General features: G+C 69.3%; 16 protein-coding genes. 3 read left to right on the forward strand and 13 right to left on the reverse strand.

Going from position 1 to position 15,426, the window contains the following annotated elements; genetic code table 11:
- Nucleotides 1-62 precede the first annotated feature (62 nt).
- From ACFWZ5_RS18115 to ACFWZ5_RS18155, 9 genes are all read right to left on the reverse strand, one after another.
- Nucleotides 63-749: a hypothetical protein gene (locus ACFWZ5_RS18115; RefSeq protein ID WP_384791797.1), complete on the reverse strand. Its 687-nt coding sequence runs from the start codon at nucleotides 747-749 to the stop codon at nucleotides 63-65.
- Nucleotides 749-1,621 carry a hypothetical protein gene (locus ACFWZ5_RS18120; protein WP_384890841.1) on the reverse strand — a complete coding sequence of 291 codons (873 nt, stop codon included), beginning with the start codon at nucleotides 1,619-1,621 and terminating at the stop codon, nucleotides 749-751. The genes ACFWZ5_RS18115 and ACFWZ5_RS18120 overlap by 1 nt, the downstream gene beginning before the upstream one ends.
- 25 nt (nucleotides 1,622-1,646) lie before the next feature.
- Entirely contained in the window at nucleotides 1,647-3,350 is a 1,704-nt protein-coding gene (locus ACFWZ5_RS18125) for a hypothetical protein (RefSeq protein WP_384890844.1), read from the reverse strand.
- A gap of 22 nt (nucleotides 3,351-3,372) precedes the next feature.
- Nucleotides 3,373-3,804: a hypothetical protein gene (locus ACFWZ5_RS18130; RefSeq protein WP_384791803.1), complete on the reverse strand. Its 432-nt coding sequence runs from the start codon at nucleotides 3,802-3,804 to the stop codon at nucleotides 3,373-3,375.
- Nucleotide 3,805: 1 nt separating this feature from the next.
- Entirely contained in the window at nucleotides 3,806-4,909 is a 1,104-nt protein-coding gene (gene mycP, locus ACFWZ5_RS18135; protein ID WP_384791806.1) for a type VII secretion-associated serine protease mycosin, read from the reverse strand.
- Nucleotides 4,910-5,092: 183 nt separating this feature from the next.
- Nucleotides 5,093-5,290, reverse strand: coding sequence for a hypothetical protein (locus ACFWZ5_RS18140; protein WP_384791809.1), 198 nt, complete (start codon nucleotides 5,288-5,290; stop codon nucleotides 5,093-5,095).
- A 1,328-nt stretch (nucleotides 5,291-6,618) separates the two neighbouring features.
- A complete protein-coding gene (locus tag ACFWZ5_RS18145; RefSeq protein ID WP_384791812.1) occupies nucleotides 6,619-7,092 on the reverse strand; it encodes a hypothetical protein in 474 nt (157 codons plus the stop codon).
- Between the two features lie 173 nt (nucleotides 7,093-7,265).
- Nucleotides 7,266-7,451, reverse strand: a complete 186-nt coding sequence (locus tag ACFWZ5_RS18150) for a DUF397 domain-containing protein (protein ID WP_384791815.1) — start codon at nucleotides 7,449-7,451, stop codon at nucleotides 7,266-7,268.
- Between the two features lie 11 nt (nucleotides 7,452-7,462).
- Entirely contained in the window at nucleotides 7,463-8,314 is an 852-nt protein-coding gene (locus tag ACFWZ5_RS18155) for a helix-turn-helix domain-containing protein (protein ID WP_384791818.1), read from the reverse strand.
- A 198-nt stretch (nucleotides 8,315-8,512) separates the two neighbouring features.
- Between ACFWZ5_RS18155 and ACFWZ5_RS18160 the strand changes: the two genes are divergently transcribed.
- Together ACFWZ5_RS18160 and ACFWZ5_RS18165 are read left to right on the forward strand one after the other, a co-directional pair.
- On the forward strand, nucleotides 8,513-8,962 hold the full coding sequence (locus ACFWZ5_RS18160) for an ATP-binding protein (RefSeq protein ID WP_384791821.1): 450 nt from the start codon (nucleotides 8,513-8,515) through the stop codon (nucleotides 8,960-8,962).
- A gap of 220 nt (nucleotides 8,963-9,182) precedes the next feature.
- Complete coding sequence (locus ACFWZ5_RS18165) at nucleotides 9,183-9,785, forward strand: Uma2 family endonuclease (RefSeq protein ID WP_384791824.1); 603 nt, start codon at nucleotides 9,183-9,185, stop codon at nucleotides 9,783-9,785.
- Between the two features lie 125 nt (nucleotides 9,786-9,910).
- Here ACFWZ5_RS18165 and ACFWZ5_RS18170 read toward each other — a convergent pair whose 3' ends face one another.
- The 4 genes from ACFWZ5_RS18170 to ACFWZ5_RS18185 all read right to left on the reverse strand — a co-directional run bounded on the left by ACFWZ5_RS18170 (nucleotide 9,911) and on the right by ACFWZ5_RS18185 (nucleotide 13,823).
- Nucleotides 9,911-11,407, reverse strand: a complete 1,497-nt coding sequence (locus ACFWZ5_RS18170) for a GntP family permease (protein ID WP_384791827.1) — start codon at nucleotides 11,405-11,407, stop codon at nucleotides 9,911-9,913.
- 117 nt (nucleotides 11,408-11,524) lie between these two features.
- Complete coding sequence (locus ACFWZ5_RS18175; RefSeq protein WP_384791830.1) at nucleotides 11,525-11,944, reverse strand: RidA family protein; 420 nt, start codon at nucleotides 11,942-11,944, stop codon at nucleotides 11,525-11,527.
- Nucleotides 11,941-12,711: an IclR family transcriptional regulator gene (locus ACFWZ5_RS18180; RefSeq protein WP_384791833.1), complete on the reverse strand. Its 771-nt coding sequence runs from the start codon at nucleotides 12,709-12,711 to the stop codon at nucleotides 11,941-11,943. The genes ACFWZ5_RS18175 and ACFWZ5_RS18180 overlap by 4 nt, the downstream gene beginning before the upstream one ends.
- On the reverse strand, nucleotides 12,708-13,823 hold the full coding sequence (locus ACFWZ5_RS18185; RefSeq protein WP_384791836.1) for a sugar kinase: 1,116 nt from the start codon (nucleotides 13,821-13,823) through the stop codon (nucleotides 12,708-12,710). The genes ACFWZ5_RS18180 and ACFWZ5_RS18185 overlap by 4 nt, the downstream gene beginning before the upstream one ends.
- Nucleotides 13,824-13,951: 128 nt before the next feature.
- Here ACFWZ5_RS18185 and ACFWZ5_RS18190 point away from each other — a divergent pair, with 128 nt between their 5' ends.
- Nucleotides 13,952-15,334 carry an alanine racemase gene (locus tag ACFWZ5_RS18190; protein ID WP_384791839.1) on the forward strand — a complete coding sequence of 461 codons (1,383 nt, stop codon included), beginning with the start codon at nucleotides 13,952-13,954 and terminating at the stop codon, nucleotides 15,332-15,334.
- Nucleotides 15,335-15,426 lie beyond the last annotated feature (92 nt).

A 15,426-nucleotide genomic window follows, 5' to 3' on the forward strand; every position in this document is an offset into this window, starting at 1 on the left:
TCAGGCACGGCGAGGGTGTTCCTGTTCTCCTTCGGGGCCCTCGCCGTGCACTTTGGTGACGGTCAGTCCTTGATGGAGGAAGGGAGGTTCGCCGGGATCTGTGGTTTGTTGGTGCACTTGAAGGCGTCGGCCATCACCTTGGCGGAGTGGAGGAGGAGTTGGAGGTGGGTGCGGTAGCTATTGAGGTCGTCAGTGAGGAGGTCGGTCATCCCCCCTTCCAGCGTCACATCATTCAGCTGTGAGGCGGACGCCCCAGGCACTCCGCACCTGACGTAGACATAGTATTTCCGCAAGTCGAGATAGCGGCTCTTCCTGTAGACAAGCTTGGCGTCCGGGCCGAGGCTGACCGAGGTCCACATAGTGTTAGGGCCGGGAAATTCATCGAAGGGAAGAGCGGCTGCGCTGTAGGCCAGCGTAAACTCGGCAGCTGCACCACGCTTAGGATTCCTTGCATCGCACATCACGGATCGCGCGGTGTGACGGATGATGTCAGTCTCTTCGGGCTTCCAATCGGGCACCTGCTTGCGGAATTTTGAGCGCGCGTGAGCGATCGTCTCGGAGGTGTTCGGGTTCAGCTTGGGCACCGTAGTGTGCTCTTTCAGCCAGGCCATTCCTTCCTTTCCCAGGAGTTTCGTGCATGCCTGACTCTCGCGTCGCGTACGGTCCTGCTTCCCGTCGCCGCTGGTACAGCCTCCCGCCGCGAGGAGTGCGCAGGCCAGGGAGAGGGCGGCAAGGCGGGTGTTCCGCATCAGTAGCCCCTCGCATCGTCGGTGTCCGTCTCGCGGCCACCACTACCGTAACTGCCCTCCAGGTTTGGCATATACGCGTCCATTGGTTTGCCGACTAGCCCCTCGGATTGCGCATATTTGAGGATCGGAGCCATAGCATTATTTCGGCCCACTTCCTTCGCCTCGTCGATGCTGTTGATCGCCTGCTGGCTATTGTCGTACTCGTCGGCCTTCAGCCAATCGAAGGTGTTCGCGCTGAATGTCTCCACGGCCCCACCCCCGGCCTCGAAAGCGAGAGGGACCGCGATGGCGGCGGCTGCTCCTGCGGGGATGACAGTGGCCGCTCCTACCCCGACTACCGTGCCGATGGTGGCGCTTGCGGCGAAGTTCCGCCACCCGGCCTGCTTTTCCAGTGCCTCGTTGCGTTCGGCCTCTTCATCGGCGAACTCCTTACCGATTGCCTCAAACCGGGCCTGATCAAGCGCCCCGTGCACTTTAAGGCTATATCCGGCTGCATTCATGGCGGCGTCGTGGTCATTTCCCTGAGCCGCCATGAGGCTGGCACCGTAGATCTGTTGGGCGCTGGACACCGTCGCGTACGAATCCTGATCCGAAGCCAGAGCCCGAAGGAAATTCTGGGTCCCGTATCCAAAATCGACCAGGTGCTTCTTCTGAGCGTCAAACAGCTCGTTGACGCTGGTCACATCCCGACTACCCCCGAAGTTGGTCATCCTGTACGTGAGGCTGTCGACATGCCCCGCGGCCATGCGTGCCAGGCTGTCCCGTATCCCCGGCTGTCCGTCGATGAGATCGGCGCTCCCATAGTGGTCAACGACCCGCTTCATGAGGTCGGTTCGATCCTGGCGTGCTTCGATCTGCGCGTCCGTCTTCATCGGGGGAATCTCGGGGTTCTTGTCGTCATACGCGTACCCGAGCGTCGCCGACTCCAGTGCGTGCCCGAGGCTCGCGTACCCGGCCGGCTTGCCGTCCTTGCCCTGCGGCCACGCGCGGGGGTCGGGTGCGTCGTCCCCGTCGCCCTTCGCGCCCACCAGGTAGTCGGTACGTGAGGCTGTCGACATGCCCCGCGGCCATGCGTGCCAGGCTGTCCCGTATCCCCGGCTGTCCGTCGATGAGATCGGCGCTCCCATAGTGGTCAACGACCCGCTTCATGAGGTCGGTTCGATCCTGGCGTGCTTCGATCTGCGCGTCCGTCTTCATCGGGGGAATCTCGGGGTTCTTGTCGTCATACGCGTACCCGAGCGTCGCCGACTCCAGTGCGTGCCCGAGGCTCGCGTACCCGGCCGGCTTGCCGTCCTTGCCCTGCGGCCACGCGCGGGGGTCGGGTGCGTCGTCCCCGTCGCCCTTCGCGCCCACCAGGTAGTCGAAGTTGTCGATCGGCTCGAGGCCCTCGCCCTCCGTGGAGCCCTTGAAGAATTCGGCTGAGGCGTCGGGGTTGTGGGCCAGGCCCTCCAGGAATCCGGCCACGGGATCGTTCGGCTTGCCCGAGGGTGGGTAGTCGAGCTGGCTGTCTTCGCCCCAGAGGATTTCCGGATCACCGTTGGCGCGGTTCTGCCCCTTCTCCCGCTCGAACTCGATCAGATTCGTGCCGTAGTCGTTGAGGAAGCCCGATGCGAACTTCCCCTTCTTCATGAGGCTGCTGGCGATCTGGAACCCGTAGGGGCCCTGGATTCCCTCGCGCAGCGGGAACTGCTTGTCTCCGGCCGCGATGACGTCGCGCTTCCACTCGTCCATGGCCGGGGTGTCGACGTGGGTGGCGTTCGCCAGCGACATGCTGAGGTTGTCCTGGACGTGGGCCAGCACCTTGGCCCGGTCGCCCTCGATGTCGGCGCCGGGCGGGTCGGCCAGGTCGCGCCAGAACCGGAGGGTTCCCTCGCCGCCCAGCCTCGTGGCGAACGTGGTGGTGAAGGCCTCGTTGTCCTGCTGGTTCCTCAGTGACTCGTTGAAGCGGGCGAGTTCCTTGTCGCTCCACTCGCTGACATCGCCCTCCTTGATCTTCTTCGCCCAGTACTCGGCCTCCTTCTTGCCCTGCCGCGCGTCCGCCTCTTTGAGGTCCTTGGGACCACCGGTGCGGAAGTCGTGCTTGTTCTTGGCGATGCCGCGCAGGGCCTGGGCTGCGATCCGGTCCGTCTCGGTGGCTTCCCACAGGATGCGGGTGACCCGTTTGGCCGCGGCGTCCAGTTCTGCCTGGCTGGGCTTGTCCGTGATTTCGCTGCCCAGGAGACCCTGCGGGTGGGCGTAGCGCGCCGAGCCGTTCTCCTCGTGGCGGATCCGCCGCGCGCGCCCGTCGTCGATGGCCGTCCGGAGGTCGCTCTTGTGCTTGGCGAGGTCGCTGTGCGTGTCGCGCAGCAGGCCCAGGATCGTCTTCGCCTCCGCAGCCGCCTGGCTGAACTCGCGGCTGGTCTTGGTGACGAACTCCCTCGTCACGGTGGCGTTCACCCCGCGCCAGTCGGCGGCGTTGGCCTGCTGGGCCAGGTCGGCGGCGGAGATCCCTTCCTTACCGTCGGCCAGCCGCTGCAGGCGGCCTGCCATGGCCTGCCAGTCGGTGACGGCTTCCTGCAGTTTGCCCAGACGGAGCTGGAGCAACTCCGAGACGGTCAGCATCAGTTCCCTCTACGTCCTCGCCCTACGTCAGATACCGGGAGATGGCCGAGGCCTTGATGGACGTCGCGACCTTGTCCTCATCCTTGGCGTGCTGAGAGCGGGCGAAGTCCAGACCGTTGGAGATGTGGGCGCAGGCGTCCTTGAGGACCCTGGCTTTGCTGTTCCACGCGTCATGCAACTCGGTGAGCGCGGAGCCGGTGTCCAGGCCGTCGTTCATCAGCTCCACGGAGGCGTCGAACGTGGCCTGCCGGGCGTGGTCGCTGTCCACACGGAACCGCTCCCGCAGGTCGTAGGCCATGTTGCCGAGCCGGCCGAGTTCGTTGTCGTGGACGACGAGGTCCTTGCCGCCCCCGTCCCGGCCCCCGCGTCCGGTCGGCAGCTGGTTCAGTTGCATCCGCTCGGGCCGACGCTCAGCGGCATCCGCTTTGAGCCGCTCCCACTCTTCCCACGCCATGTCATGGCCTCCCGAACGCGTTGGGGGACGTGCCGGCTCGGCGCCTGCGGATGACGGCCACTGCGGCGACCACGCCGCCGATCAGCGCGGCGGCGCCGACGCCCAGGCCGATCTTGGCTGTTGTGCCCATGCCGCCGTCGTCGCCGTCGTCGGTCTTGGCCTGTGTGACTGATCCGGGGGCGGTTGACGGGGTGGGCGACGAGCGCTTGGGCGTGGGCTCGGGTGTGGACTGTTTGAGGTCTGGGAGGGGGTACTCGTCCGGCGCTCCCGGGTCGCCCGGCTTCTGGAGGGCCACCCGGGGGCGGACGATGCCATAGCCGATGGAGTCGTTGCGCTTCGCGCCGTCCGTGGGGGCGCCGATGGTGTTGAGCATGACGCGGAGGACCTGGTTGTTGGTCCAGTCGGGGTGCTTGGACCAGATGAGGGCGGCGCTGGCGGAGGCTAGGGCGGTGGCGTTGCTGGTGCCGTGACTGTTGCAGATGCCCTTGCCCGATGCGCACGTTGTGTAGATCTCATCGCCGGGTGCGGCGAGGTCCACCTGCGGGCCGTACTGGGACTCCTTTGCCTTGTGGAGGTTTCTGCCTACAGACCCGACGCCGATCACGCCTGGGGTGCCTGCTGGGTAGCGAAGCTCCGAGGTCCCCTCATTGCCGACTCCGGCGAAAACGAGCGAGCCTTTATCCATGGCGTACCGCACCGCTGCGGTGAGCTGCGGTGATCCCTTCACGAGTGCCACCGACAGGTTGATGACCTTCGCGCCGTGATCGGCCGCGTAACGGATGCCACGAGCGAAGCGCTTGTTGTCTCTGATGATGTATCGATTGCTGTTCAGCCCGTCATCCTGGACTCGGACGGGGAGAACCTTGACGCCCGGCGCGAGGCCGAAGGTGCCACTTCCCCTGCCCGTTCCCGCGATCATGAGTGACATGTAAGTGCCGTGGCCTTGTGGATCGGTGTGTTCGTCTCCCGCCCTCCCCGGCGCGAGGTCCATGCCCGGGAGCACTTGGCCCCGCAGATCCGGCAGGTCAGCGTTGACTCCCGTGTCGATGACGGCGACGGTGACGCCCTTACCCGTGCTGGTCTGCCACATCTTCTCGGCCTGCATAGCGTTGAGGTACCACTGCTTCCCGCGTACGGACTCCGCGTGCGCAGGCGTGGCCGCGACGCCTACCAGCAGGAGGCCCACGGCACCCGAGACAACGCTCGGCCACCGTCGGTTGTGCTGCGTCCTGGCAGCCATCTGCTCTCTCATGACCTCGTGGATTCTGAGTGGGGGGATGAATGTGGGTCAGTCGATGACGGGCGGGACCACCCGGCGGCTGTCCGGGTGCCAGGTCTCCTGGTCCTCGGTGAGGTAGTCCGGTCTGCCGTCCCGTTCCTCGTTACGTCGTGAGCGTGAGGGTTGCGTCGAGTTCGGCGGCATGGCGCCCCGCATCGGTCCCTGACGCCGGGGCTGCCCGCCCGCGATGCCGTTGGGGGCGCCCATCGGTCGTTGTCCCGCCGCCGCCCCTCGTCCGGCACCTGGTCCTCCTGGGCCCGTCCCCGTGGGAGACCCCCCGGCGACTGCCCCTCGGGGCAAGCCTCCGGTCGGCCCACCGGGGGCTGACGGCGTGGGACGGCCACCGACGATGCCGGAACCGCTCGGCATACGCCCAGCAGGCGGGCCCGCGGGTGGAACCCTGGGGGTGCCGCCGACCACCGGTTGTGCCGGGCCCGTCGGGCGCTGAGGCAAGGGCTGTCCCCCGCTGGGCGTGCGCCCGGGGGCCGGTCCTACCGGTCCACTACCCGTCCGTCCGGGAACAGGCCCCACCGGGCCGCCCCCTGGCGGCAGGAGCGAACGGCCGCCGGGCCCAACGGGCCCTGGACCCAACGGAATCGTGGGCTTGGCGGGCGGACTCGGTTGCTGTCCCGAAGGTGGCGGAAATAGACCTATGGGTTGCGCCGTTCCATCGGGCTTGACCGGGGTCGGCGGTGCTCCCTGAGGAGAAGGTGGAGGTGCGGGCGGGGCGTCAGGAAGCGGTCCCGTACCGTCGACTCGGACGCCTACAGGGTCTGGGCCTTGAGGCATGGGCTGCGGGCCCACGCCCGATGGCGCATCAGGGCCGCCTCCCGACCCACTGGGCCCGGGTACAGCAGCCGGCGGCCGGGACGGTTCACCGGGCGGTACCGCGCCAGCTGGCGCTCCCCCAGGCCCTCCAGTAGATGTCGCAGCCCCGCCACCCTCACCAGAAGGCAACTCACTGACGCGCCACGTCTGTGCCGGCCGAATCTCCGGCGGCACCCGAGGAAACCGCGGCCTCTCCAACCCCTCCAACTGCTGCGCCGACAACTGATACGCCTGCCCCAGCTTGCGCATCTCCGCTGCCGCCTCCTGGCGGACCTTCTCCTTGTCGGCCTCGATCCGCGCCAGCTCGCCCGCCGACTTGGAGGCCACCGCCCGCGCGTCCGGATCGTTCGGGGCGGACTGCGCCGCCTTCAAGTTGCCCGCCGCGCCGCCCTTGTCGCGTGGGATCGACGCCTGGGCCGTGGCGATCGCCTCCGACGCGCGGGCGAGCCACTTCGCGGAGTCCTCGCTGAAGTCGCCGAGACGATGGGTTGAGTTGGCCAGGTCGCCGCTCCACGTGCGGAACGCCGTCGCACCCTCGCCCTTCCACCGCACCCACTGGGGGCGCACCTTCAGCTCGTCCGCGATCTTGCGGATCTCCGTGGCCGCGGCGACGAGCCGGTCCGCGGCCGCTTGGACCACGCCGCTGTTCGCCTGGTCCAGCCACGCCAGCATCTGCTCGTGGCTCATGGACTCGAAGGAGGTCCCCATCAGATCGTCCCTCCCGCGTCGCCCGCCCCGTCCGCCGGTCCTCCTCGGTCCGCACGGCCCGGCTTCTCCCTGCCTGCGGCGCCGTCGGCCTCGTACCGCTCCGCGATCCCCGCGCTGATCTGCGCCATGCGATCGCGAATGTCCTCGTCGACGTTCCGATAGCCCTTGTGCGAGGCGAGGACCGCGATGCCCATGCCCTCTATGGAGTCGGACAGCGTCTTGGACAGCTTCTCCAGCTCGGTGATCACCGTCTCGTACGCCCCGAAGAGCCCGGCGGCCTCGGCCCAGGCCCCGTCCCCGCCGCCGAACTGGGCGCGTACGAGCTGCTCTTGGCCCACCTTGCCCGGACCGGCCGGGGACCCCTTGAGATCGCGGATCAGTTCATCGACGCGCTGCTGGAACCTGACGAACGACGTCAGCTCCGTGGCCACGTCCGCGGCGGCCTCCCGCACGCCGCCGAGCACGTCCGGCATCCACGACGAATCCCCCGACTTGCCTGACCCCACCAGCCCCCACCCCCGCAGTGACCAAAGCCTGACTTCATAGCTATCGCGAACTACTACGCAACTCTAGTCACGGGGTATGACAGTTCGTGTCCGGATGATCGCCCACAGGATCGAGTTCAGGCCACCGGCCCGAGGCTCCGCTACTTGAGAGCGCGAAGCAGTGCCGCGAAGGCCCCGGGCGGGGCCGTGAGTATCGCCCCTGCGGGGTCGGCGCTTTCGGTGAGATGAACCTCGTTGCGGGCCGTTCCTGTCCGGGTTTCGGCTACGTGTACGCAGGCGTCGCCCGACTGGCAGTAGGACGACTTCTGCCATTCGTACGTGATCATGCTTGTTCCCTTCACAGTTCTTGGGCGATGGAACGGATCAGGTCCCGTGAGGCTTCTGGGTCCAGAGCGGTGGCCTCCACGACGTCCAGGAGTCGGCGGTAGCTCTCCAAGTGGGCCTCGGCGTCGATCAGTAGAGGCCCGTGGAACTGGTCCAGCTGCACGGTATCCAGCTGCGGCACGGAACCCAACAGGTAGTTGATGTTCTGGCCCGACCCAGGGAACGCGCCGACGTCGAACGGCAGGATGCGGACAGTGATGTGCTCGCGCTCGCTCATCTCGACGATGTGCCGCAACTGAGCGCGTGCCACCTTCGGACCGCCGACCGTCATGCGCAGGGCCGCTTCATGCATGACCGTCCGGTACGGGAGCGCGTCGTCCCGATAGATGACGCCCTGCCGCTTGATGCGAAGCGACACCCAGTGCTCGACCTCCGGCGGCGTCGGCGCCGGGATCGCATGCCGGAAGATCTCTCGGGCGTGATCCGGTGTCTGCAACAACCCCGCGATGTGAGAGGTGTAGGCGGTGCGCAGGGCGACGGCGTGATGCTCCAATTCGGCCAAGTACCGCAGGCCGCACGGCAATACCTCGCGATACGCCTCCCACCACCCGTGCGTCTTCTCGGTCGCCATGCCGACCAGGGCGTCGATGTACGGCTGGTCCGGACACGAGTAAATGCGGGCCATGGCTCGTACGCGGTCCGCGCTCACGCCGAACCGGCCCGACTCGACGTTGCTGAGCTGCCCCTGGCTGGTCCCGAGCGCGCGTGCCGCCTCGGTCGCCGTCATGCCCGCTCGCTCGCGCAGCTTGCGAAGCTCGGCTGCCAGCCGGGCCCTGCGAGCCGTCATCGCAGGCCTCGTCGCCATGCGAACTCCTCTTGGTACATGCCTGGTTGGGCCGTCACTCACACGAGGGAAGTTGGGCTATGTATCTCGGATTCACGCAAATGACATTTGCCCATGCCCTACCTTCTCCCTCAGGCCGACCCGCCCGGAAGTACCCCGCTCGACGGAGCGGCAACGTCAACGGGCACCCCCAACCCCGCTCCCCGAAAGGGCACTTCCATGAACCCAACCGTATCCCCACCCTGGGCCTACACCCTCCAACTCCCCCACGGCCCCCGCGCCCCAGGCATCGCCCGCGCCACCCTGCGCTGCGTCCTCGCGTCGTACGGACTCGCCGAACTCACCCCCACCATCGAGCTGATGGCCGCCGAGATGCTGAACAACGCCCACCTCCACACGCAGGACCCCTACGCCCTCCGCCTGCGCGCGGCCGAACCGGACCGCGTAAGGGTGTCCGTCTGGGACTCCAGCCCCCACCTCCCGCCCGGCTTCGGCAGCCCGCTCGGCCAGGCGCCGTCGGGGGCCGCCGAGAGCGGGCGCGGCCTGCACCTCGTGCGCGCGTGCGCGGACGCGTGGGGCTCGGATCTCCTCGGCGACGCGTCCGGCGGAAAGCTGCTGTGGGCGGAATGCGGGAGGACGACTGATTGTCAGTGGGGTGACCTACCGTGATGACACGCGGACAGTCCGCGACGGAATCAGGAAGGGGCAGAGCGACATGACGCAAGCAGAGCAGCGGCTGCGGGCCCCGACGGGCGCGCGCGGCGGGCGTGGGACCAGTGCGGCCGAAGGGGGCGCGCAGTACGGTGGGGGCACCGCTGAGCGGGGCACGGGGCCTCCCACCGCGCCCGCCCGCGCAGCCACGGAGCCCGAGGGACGGAGGTCGCTGGCGATGTCCGAGCCGCGTTCCGGCCGTCTGCGTACGCTTCGGCCCCGTCCTGGGAATCTGCGCGAAGTCGCCGAGAAGATCGAGGAAGCGACCGGTCTGCGCGTGCAGATCCTGGGAGGAAAGCTCGTGATGTCCCCGACTCCGCGTGGGAAGCACGCGGGTGTGATCGCACGGCTGAGGCGGCAGTTGGACGCGAGGCTGCCCGAGGGGCTGGCCGCTTACGAGGTGTCCTCCATCGCCCTGCCCGACGATCCCGACGACTACGTCACGCCGGACCTCCTCGTCCTGCCCACGGAGTGGGAGGAGGACGACGACTGGCTCGCGGCCCCCGAGGACGCAGCACTCGCCGTCGAAGTGATCTCCAAGTCCGAGAGGTCCAAGGAGATCAGGGACAAGGTCGACTGGTACGCGGGTGCGGGTGTGACCGTTCTCGTTGTCGTTGATCCCCGTCATGGCACATGGACGTTGTACGCACACCCAAAGGCAGGCGCGTACCAGGAAGCACAGCAGGGCAAGTACGGCGAGACCATCCCCCTCCCCCAGCCGCTCGCCTTCGACGTCGAAACGAACCGCTTCCCGCTGTACGGGGAGAAGCCGCGCGGCTGACGCCGTCCCGCACATGAGGCGGGGCGCCCAGCGGCTCACCGGCCACCGGACGCCCCATCCACGTACAGACGTACAGCCACGTACAGACGTACAACCACTTACAGACGTACCACCACGTACAACCGCTAGACGAACAGGCTCACCAGCGCCGCCACCGCGAAGCCCGCCAGGGACAGGACCGACTCCAGGACGGTCCACGTGCGGAGCGTGTCGCGCTCCGAGATGCCGAAGTACTTCGCGACGATCCAGAAGCCGCCGTCGTTGACGTGCGAGGCGAAGATCGAGCCCGCGGAGATGGCCATGATGACCAGGGCCGTGAAGGCGTGGGAGTAGTCGCCCTCGGCGAGGATCGGGGCGACGATGCCCGCCGTGGTGACGATGGCGACCGTCGCCGAGCCCTGGGCTACGCGCAGGACCAGGGAGATCAGGTAGGCGAGGACGATGACGGGCAGGCCGACGTCGTTGAAGGTGTCGGCCAGGGCGTCCGCGATGCCGCTGCCCTTGAGGACGGCGCCGAAGATCCCGCCCGCGCCGACGACCAGGAGGATGTTGCCGACCGGCTTCAGGGACGCCGTCGAGACCGTCTCCAGGGACTTGCGGGACCAGCCGCGGCGGATGCCGAGGAGGTAGTACGCCATCGCGAGCGCGATCGTCAGGGCCACGAAGGGGTTGCCGAAGAACTCGATGACCGAGCGGGCGGTGGAGGGGTCGAAGGCGATGGAGGAGAAGGTGGCCAGGAGGATCAGGGTCAGAGGGGTGCCGATGATCAGGAACACCGTGCCGAGGGCCACCGGCTGCTCCTGGGGCGTCCGGCCCTGCGCCTTCTGCTCGGCGAGCACCGCGGCCTTCGCCTCCTCCGAGGCCTCCAGCATGTCCTGCGGCACGGGTACGAAGATGCGCTTGCCGACCCACGCGGAGAACACCCAGGCCGCGAGGACGGCGGGGATCCCGCAGACGATGCCCATGAGGATGACCCAGCCCAGGTCGACCTTCAGCAGGCCCGCGGCCGCGACCGGGCCCGGGTGCGGGGGCAGGAACGCGTGGGTCATGGAGAGGCCGGCGAGGAGCGGGAGGCAGTAGAGGAGGATCGACTTTCCGCTGCGCTTCGCCGCCGCGTAGACGATCGGCGCCAGGACGAAGATGCCCACGTCGAAGAAGACCGGGATGCCGAAGATCAGGCCCGTCAGGCCCATCGCCACGGGGGCGCGCTTCTCTCCGAAGAGTTCGAGGAGGCGCCGCGACAACACTTCGGCTCCGCCGGAGACTTCGAGGATCGCGCCGAGCATCGTGCCGAGGCCGATGATGATCGCCACATGGCCGAGGATGCCGCCCATGCCGGTCTCGATGAGCGAGGTCGCGTTCGACTTCTGGACCGTGCCGAAGAGTTCGGTGACCGACAGGCCCGCCGCGAGGCCGACGGCTATGGAGACCGCGAGCAGCGCCACGAAGGGCTGCAGCCTGGCCTTGATGATCAGGAAGAGCAGAAGCAGGATGCCGAGCGCGGCGACGGTCAGCAGGCCCGCCGTGCCGTCGATGACGGTCATCAGGCCGCCGGTGTGCGGGACCTCAGGTGGTGGTGGGGCGGTGGCCGCGAGGGGCGCGGAGAGTGCAGACGGGGACATCGTTGACCTCGTAAGTGCATGGGGCTTTCTGGGCAGGGGGGATCACGGCACGGCGCCTCGGGGGTGTGGGGCGCCGCGCCGTGACGAACGGCGTGCGTGACGGGGGTCAGGGCTTGGTCAGCCGAGTACGGCCAGCGCGTCGATCTCGATGAGCAGGCCCTTGGGCAGGCCGACGTACACGGTGGTGCGGGCGGCGGGCGGGGCCGAGAGCTGCTGCTCCTCGAAGTACTTGTTGTAGATCTCGTTCATCTCCGCGAAGTGGTCGACGTCCGTGAGGTAGACGCGCAGCATCATCACGTCGTCCCAGGTGGCGCCGCCCTCTTCGAGGATGGCCTTGACGTTGGCGAGGGTCTGGAGGGTCTGCTCGCGCAGGGTCGGGCCCGCGGGGGTGGGGGCCTTGCCCTCCTCGGCGGGGAGGAAGCCGACCTGGCCCGCGACCTGGAGGATGTTGCCCTTCTTCACGCCGTGGGAGAACTTGGCGGGCGGGGTGGTGTGGGTGGCGGGCGTCAGCGCGACCTTCGCGGTGGTGTCACTCATGGGGTGCTTCCGTCTTCCTTGATAGGGGCCTTGCCGGAGTACTCCCGGCTGATCGCTTCCGCGGTGCGGCGCACCGCGGGGAGCAGGGTGAGGAGTTCGTCGGCGGTGACGACGACGTTGGGCGCGGACACCGACATGGCGGCGACGACCCGGCCGTCGGCGCCGCGGATGGGCGCGCCGACGCAGTTGATGGACTCCTCGTGGCCGCCGAGGTCGGTGGCCCAGCCCTGTTCGCGCACCAGCGCGAGCTCCCTGAGGAAGGCCTGCGCGTTGGGCGTCGAACGGGACGTGTACGTGGGGTAGTCGAGCTTCTCCGCGATGACGCGGCGCTCGGCCTCGGGGAAGTCGGCGAGCAGCAGCTTGGCGACGGCGGCGACGGTGATCGCGACGGGCTTGCCGATGCGCGAGTACATCCGGACCGGGTAGCGGCTCTCGACCTTGTCGATGTAGACGACCTCGTGGTCCTCGTACACCGCGAGGTGGACGGTGTGGCCGCACTTCTCGTTGAGCGCGAGGAGGTGCGGGTGGGCGATCTCGCGCACGTCGAGGTTCTCGACGGCCTCCTGGGCGAGCGCGAAGAGCCGGGCGCCCAGGCGGTAGCGCTGGTCGGACTGGCGGAAGACCAGGCCGTGTTCGTGCAGGGTGCGCAGCAGGCGCAGGGCGGTGGACTTGTGCACGCCGAGGCGCTCGGCGACCTGGCCGAGGTCGGCGGGGCCCTCCGCGAGCAGCGGCAGGATGGACAGGGCGCGGTCGACGGTCTGGCTCATGACGTACGTACCTCCTCGTCGGCGGGGGCCGCGGCGGGCGGCGGTGCGGCCGTCCAGCCGGGGCCGAGGCGCAGTGACTGCCAGGCGGCGGGGGTGAGGGCGGCGAGGGCGTCGGCGTGCTCGCGGGCGGGGGGCGCGGCGAGGTCGCCGGGCACGGTGAGGGCGGCGGCGGCCATCAAGTGGCCGTGGCGCAGGCGGTGTTCGACGGAGAGACCGCGCAGGGTCGCGGAGAGGAATCCGGCGGCGAAGGCGTCCCCGGCGCCGACGGGTGCGACGACGTCGACGTGCAGGGCCGGGACGGAGGTGACGGTGTCGCGGCCGGTGGTGTGGTCGGCGGCGAGGACCGTGGCGCCCTCCGCGCCCTGCTTGACGACGAGCACGGCGGGCTCGGGCAGCGCGGCGCGGATCGCCGCGGGGCCGCCGGTGATCCCCCAGGCGGCCGCGGCCTCGTCGGCGCCGACGAAGACGAGGTCGGCGCCGCGCGCGAGGTCGAGGAGGACGGCCGGTCCCTCGCCGTCGGCGCCCTGCCACAGGCCGGGCCGGTGGTTGACGTCGAAGGAGACGAGCGAGCGGCGGCCCGGCCTGCGGGTGCACAGGTCGCGGACCAGGGCGAGGCAGTCGTCGGAGAGCGCCGGGGTGATGCCGGACAGGTGCAGGACGCGCCCGGACCACAGGGCGTCGGGCGCCATGGTGCCCGGCGACATTGCGGAGGCGGCGGAGCCCGCGCGGTAGTAGAGGACCTCGTGCGCGTCGGCGGCGCGGTCGTCGGCGGTGCGGAAGTAGATGCCGGTGGGGCGGTGCGGGTCGCGGCCGACGGCGGAGGTGTCGACGCCGTACCGGCCGATGGCCGCGACCAGGTGGTCGCCGAAGCCGTCGGCGCCGACGCGGCTGACCCAGCGGGTGCGGTGGCCCGCGGCGGCGAGGGCGCAGGCGACGTTCGACTCGGCGCCGCCGATGCCGCGCTCGAAGGACGGCACGTCGGCGAGGCGGCCCGGGCGCGACGGCAGGAAGGTGACCATGGACTCGCCGAGCGTCACGACGTCGGTGTCCAGGGGGTCGGTGCCGCCCCCGTCAACGGAGTTCGTGCCTCCGCCGGCGCCTGCTGTGGTCACGTCCGCGTCAGCTCCTCACTCGCTCTCCGGATCCGTTGACCCGGCGTTGGCTCGGATGTTAGACAGCAGTAAGCGACATACGCAATGAACGTTGCAGTATATGCAACGCCTGTCTTGAGGAGGCGCCCATGGCCGCCGACACGCCCGCCGACACCCGCGCAGCCACCCGCGCAGCCACCGGCGGGGACACGCGCGCAGAGGCTCCCGCGGACCAGGCCGACGACCGCGCGACAGCCGCTCTCGCGCAGCTGGCGGCAGAACGCGTCGACCACCGCTTCAAGGCCCTCCCGCCGGACGCCGCGGGCCTCACCGTCGGCGAGCTCGCCGCCCAGCGCCGCAACCTCTTCACGGGCGGCTTCACCACCCCCGTCCTCGCCCTCTCCGCCGAGCGCCTCGCGCACAACCTCGCGCTCATGGAGGAGTACGCGACCCGCCACGGCCTCGCCTTCGCCCCGCACGGCAAGACGTCCATGGCCCCCCAGCTGTTCAAGCAGCAGCTCGACCACGGCGCGTGGGGCATCACGCTCGCCGTGCCCCACCAGGTGCGCGTGGCCCGGGCGTTCGGCGTCCAGCGGATCTTCCTCGCCAACGAGCTCGTCGACGCGGCGGCGCTGCGGTGGCTCGCCGCCGAGCTGGACGCCGACCCCGGCTTCCGCTTCATCTGCTACGTCGACTCGGTGCGCGGCGTGGAGCTGATGGACGCCGCCCTGCGTGCCGCGGGCGCCCGGCGCCCCGTCGACGTCGTCGTCGAGCTCGCCGCCGGTGACGGCGCGCGGACCGGTGCGCGCACCGAGGCCGACTGCGCCGCCGTCGCCGACGCGGTCGGTGCCGCGTCGGCGCTGCGGCTCGTGGGGGTCGCCGGGTACGAGGGCGAGGTCCCGGACGCGACGCCCGACCGCGTCCACGCCTGGCTGCGGCGGCTCGTGGCGCTCGCCGCCGACTTCGACGCGGCGGGGCGCTTCACGGCGGGCGGGGCGGGCGGGGTCGACGAGATCGTGGTCAGCGCCGGGGGCTCCGCGTGGTTCGACGCGGTCGCCGACGTGTTCGCCGAGATTCCCCAGCTGTCCCTTCCCGTACTGAAGTTGCTGCGCTCCGGCGCGTACGTGTCGCACGACGACGGGCACTACAAGCACCTCACCCCCTTCAACCGGGTGCCCGAGGAGGGGGCCCTGGAGCCCGCGTTCCGGCTGTGGGCCCAGGTCGTGTCGCGGCCGTCGGACGGGCAGGCGTTCGTCAATGCGGGGAAGCGGGACGCGGCGTACGACCTCGATCTGCCCGAGGCGCAGGTCGTGCGGCGGGACGGGGTCGAGCGACCCGCTGAGGGGGTCGTGCTCCATGCCCTTTCCGATCAGCACGGGTGGGTGCGGACGGGGGGTGGGGCCGACCTCCAGGTCGGTGACTGGGTCGGGTTCGGGCTCTCCCACCCGTGCACGTCGTTCGACAAGTGGCAGTTGATCCCCCTGGTGGAGGGGGATGGGACGGTCACGGACTACATCCGCACGTATTTCTGACCCGGCTGGGAGGCTCCCCAATCCCGCCCCTTCCCGAAACCAGGGGGCTCCGCCCCCTGGACCCCCTTTTATCCGCGCTTCGCGCTCGTCCT

Source organism: Streptomyces sp. NPDC059003, assembly GCF_042740445.1.
GTDB lineage: Bacteria > Actinomycetota > Actinomycetes > Streptomycetales > Streptomycetaceae > Streptomyces.

Excerpts from the sequence above, each read along its gene's own strand:
- ACFWZ5_RS18115 (WP_384791797.1), bottom strand. The coding sequence starts at position 749 with ATGCGGAACACCCGCCTTGCCGCCCTCTCCCTGGCCTGCGCACTCCTC.
- ACFWZ5_RS18120 (WP_384890841.1), bottom strand. The coding sequence starts at position 1,621 with ATGAAGACGGACGCGCAGATCGAAGCACGCCAGGATCGAACCGACCTC.
- ACFWZ5_RS18125 (WP_384890844.1), bottom strand. The coding sequence starts at position 3,350 with ATGCTGACCGTCTCGGAGTTGCTCCAGCTCCGTCTGGGCAAACTGCAG.
- ACFWZ5_RS18130 (WP_384791803.1), bottom strand. The coding sequence starts at position 3,804 with ATGGCGTGGGAAGAGTGGGAGCGGCTCAAAGCGGATGCCGCTGAGCGT.
- mycP (WP_384791806.1), bottom strand. The coding sequence starts at position 4,909 with ATGCAGGCCGAGAAGATGTGGCAGACCAGCACGGGTAAGGGCGTCACC.
- ACFWZ5_RS18140 (WP_384791809.1), bottom strand. The coding sequence starts at position 5,290 with ATGGGCGCCCCCAACGGCATCGCGGGCGGGCAGCCCCGGCGTCAGGGA.
- ACFWZ5_RS18145 (WP_384791812.1), bottom strand. The coding sequence starts at position 7,092 with ATGCCGGACGTGCTCGGCGGCGTGCGGGAGGCCGCCGCGGACGTGGCC.
- ACFWZ5_RS18150 (WP_384791815.1), bottom strand. The coding sequence starts at position 7,451 with ATGATCACGTACGAATGGCAGAAGTCGTCCTACTGCCAGTCGGGCGAC.
- ACFWZ5_RS18155 (WP_384791818.1), bottom strand. The coding sequence starts at position 8,314 with ATGGCGACGAGGCCTGCGATGACGGCTCGCAGGGCCCGGCTGGCAGCC.
- ACFWZ5_RS18160 (WP_384791821.1), top strand. The coding sequence starts at position 8,513 with ATGAACCCAACCGTATCCCCACCCTGGGCCTACACCCTCCAACTCCCC.
- ACFWZ5_RS18165 (WP_384791824.1), top strand. The coding sequence starts at position 9,183 with ATGTCCGAGCCGCGTTCCGGCCGTCTGCGTACGCTTCGGCCCCGTCCT.
- ACFWZ5_RS18170 (WP_384791827.1), bottom strand. The coding sequence starts at position 11,407 with ATGTCCCCGTCTGCACTCTCCGCGCCCCTCGCGGCCACCGCCCCACCA.
- ACFWZ5_RS18175 (WP_384791830.1), bottom strand. The coding sequence starts at position 11,944 with ATGAGTGACACCACCGCGAAGGTCGCGCTGACGCCCGCCACCCACACC.
- ACFWZ5_RS18180 (WP_384791833.1), bottom strand. The coding sequence starts at position 12,711 with ATGAGCCAGACCGTCGACCGCGCCCTGTCCATCCTGCCGCTGCTCGCG.
- ACFWZ5_RS18190 (WP_384791839.1), top strand. The coding sequence starts at position 13,952 with ATGGCCGCCGACACGCCCGCCGACACCCGCGCAGCCACCCGCGCAGCC.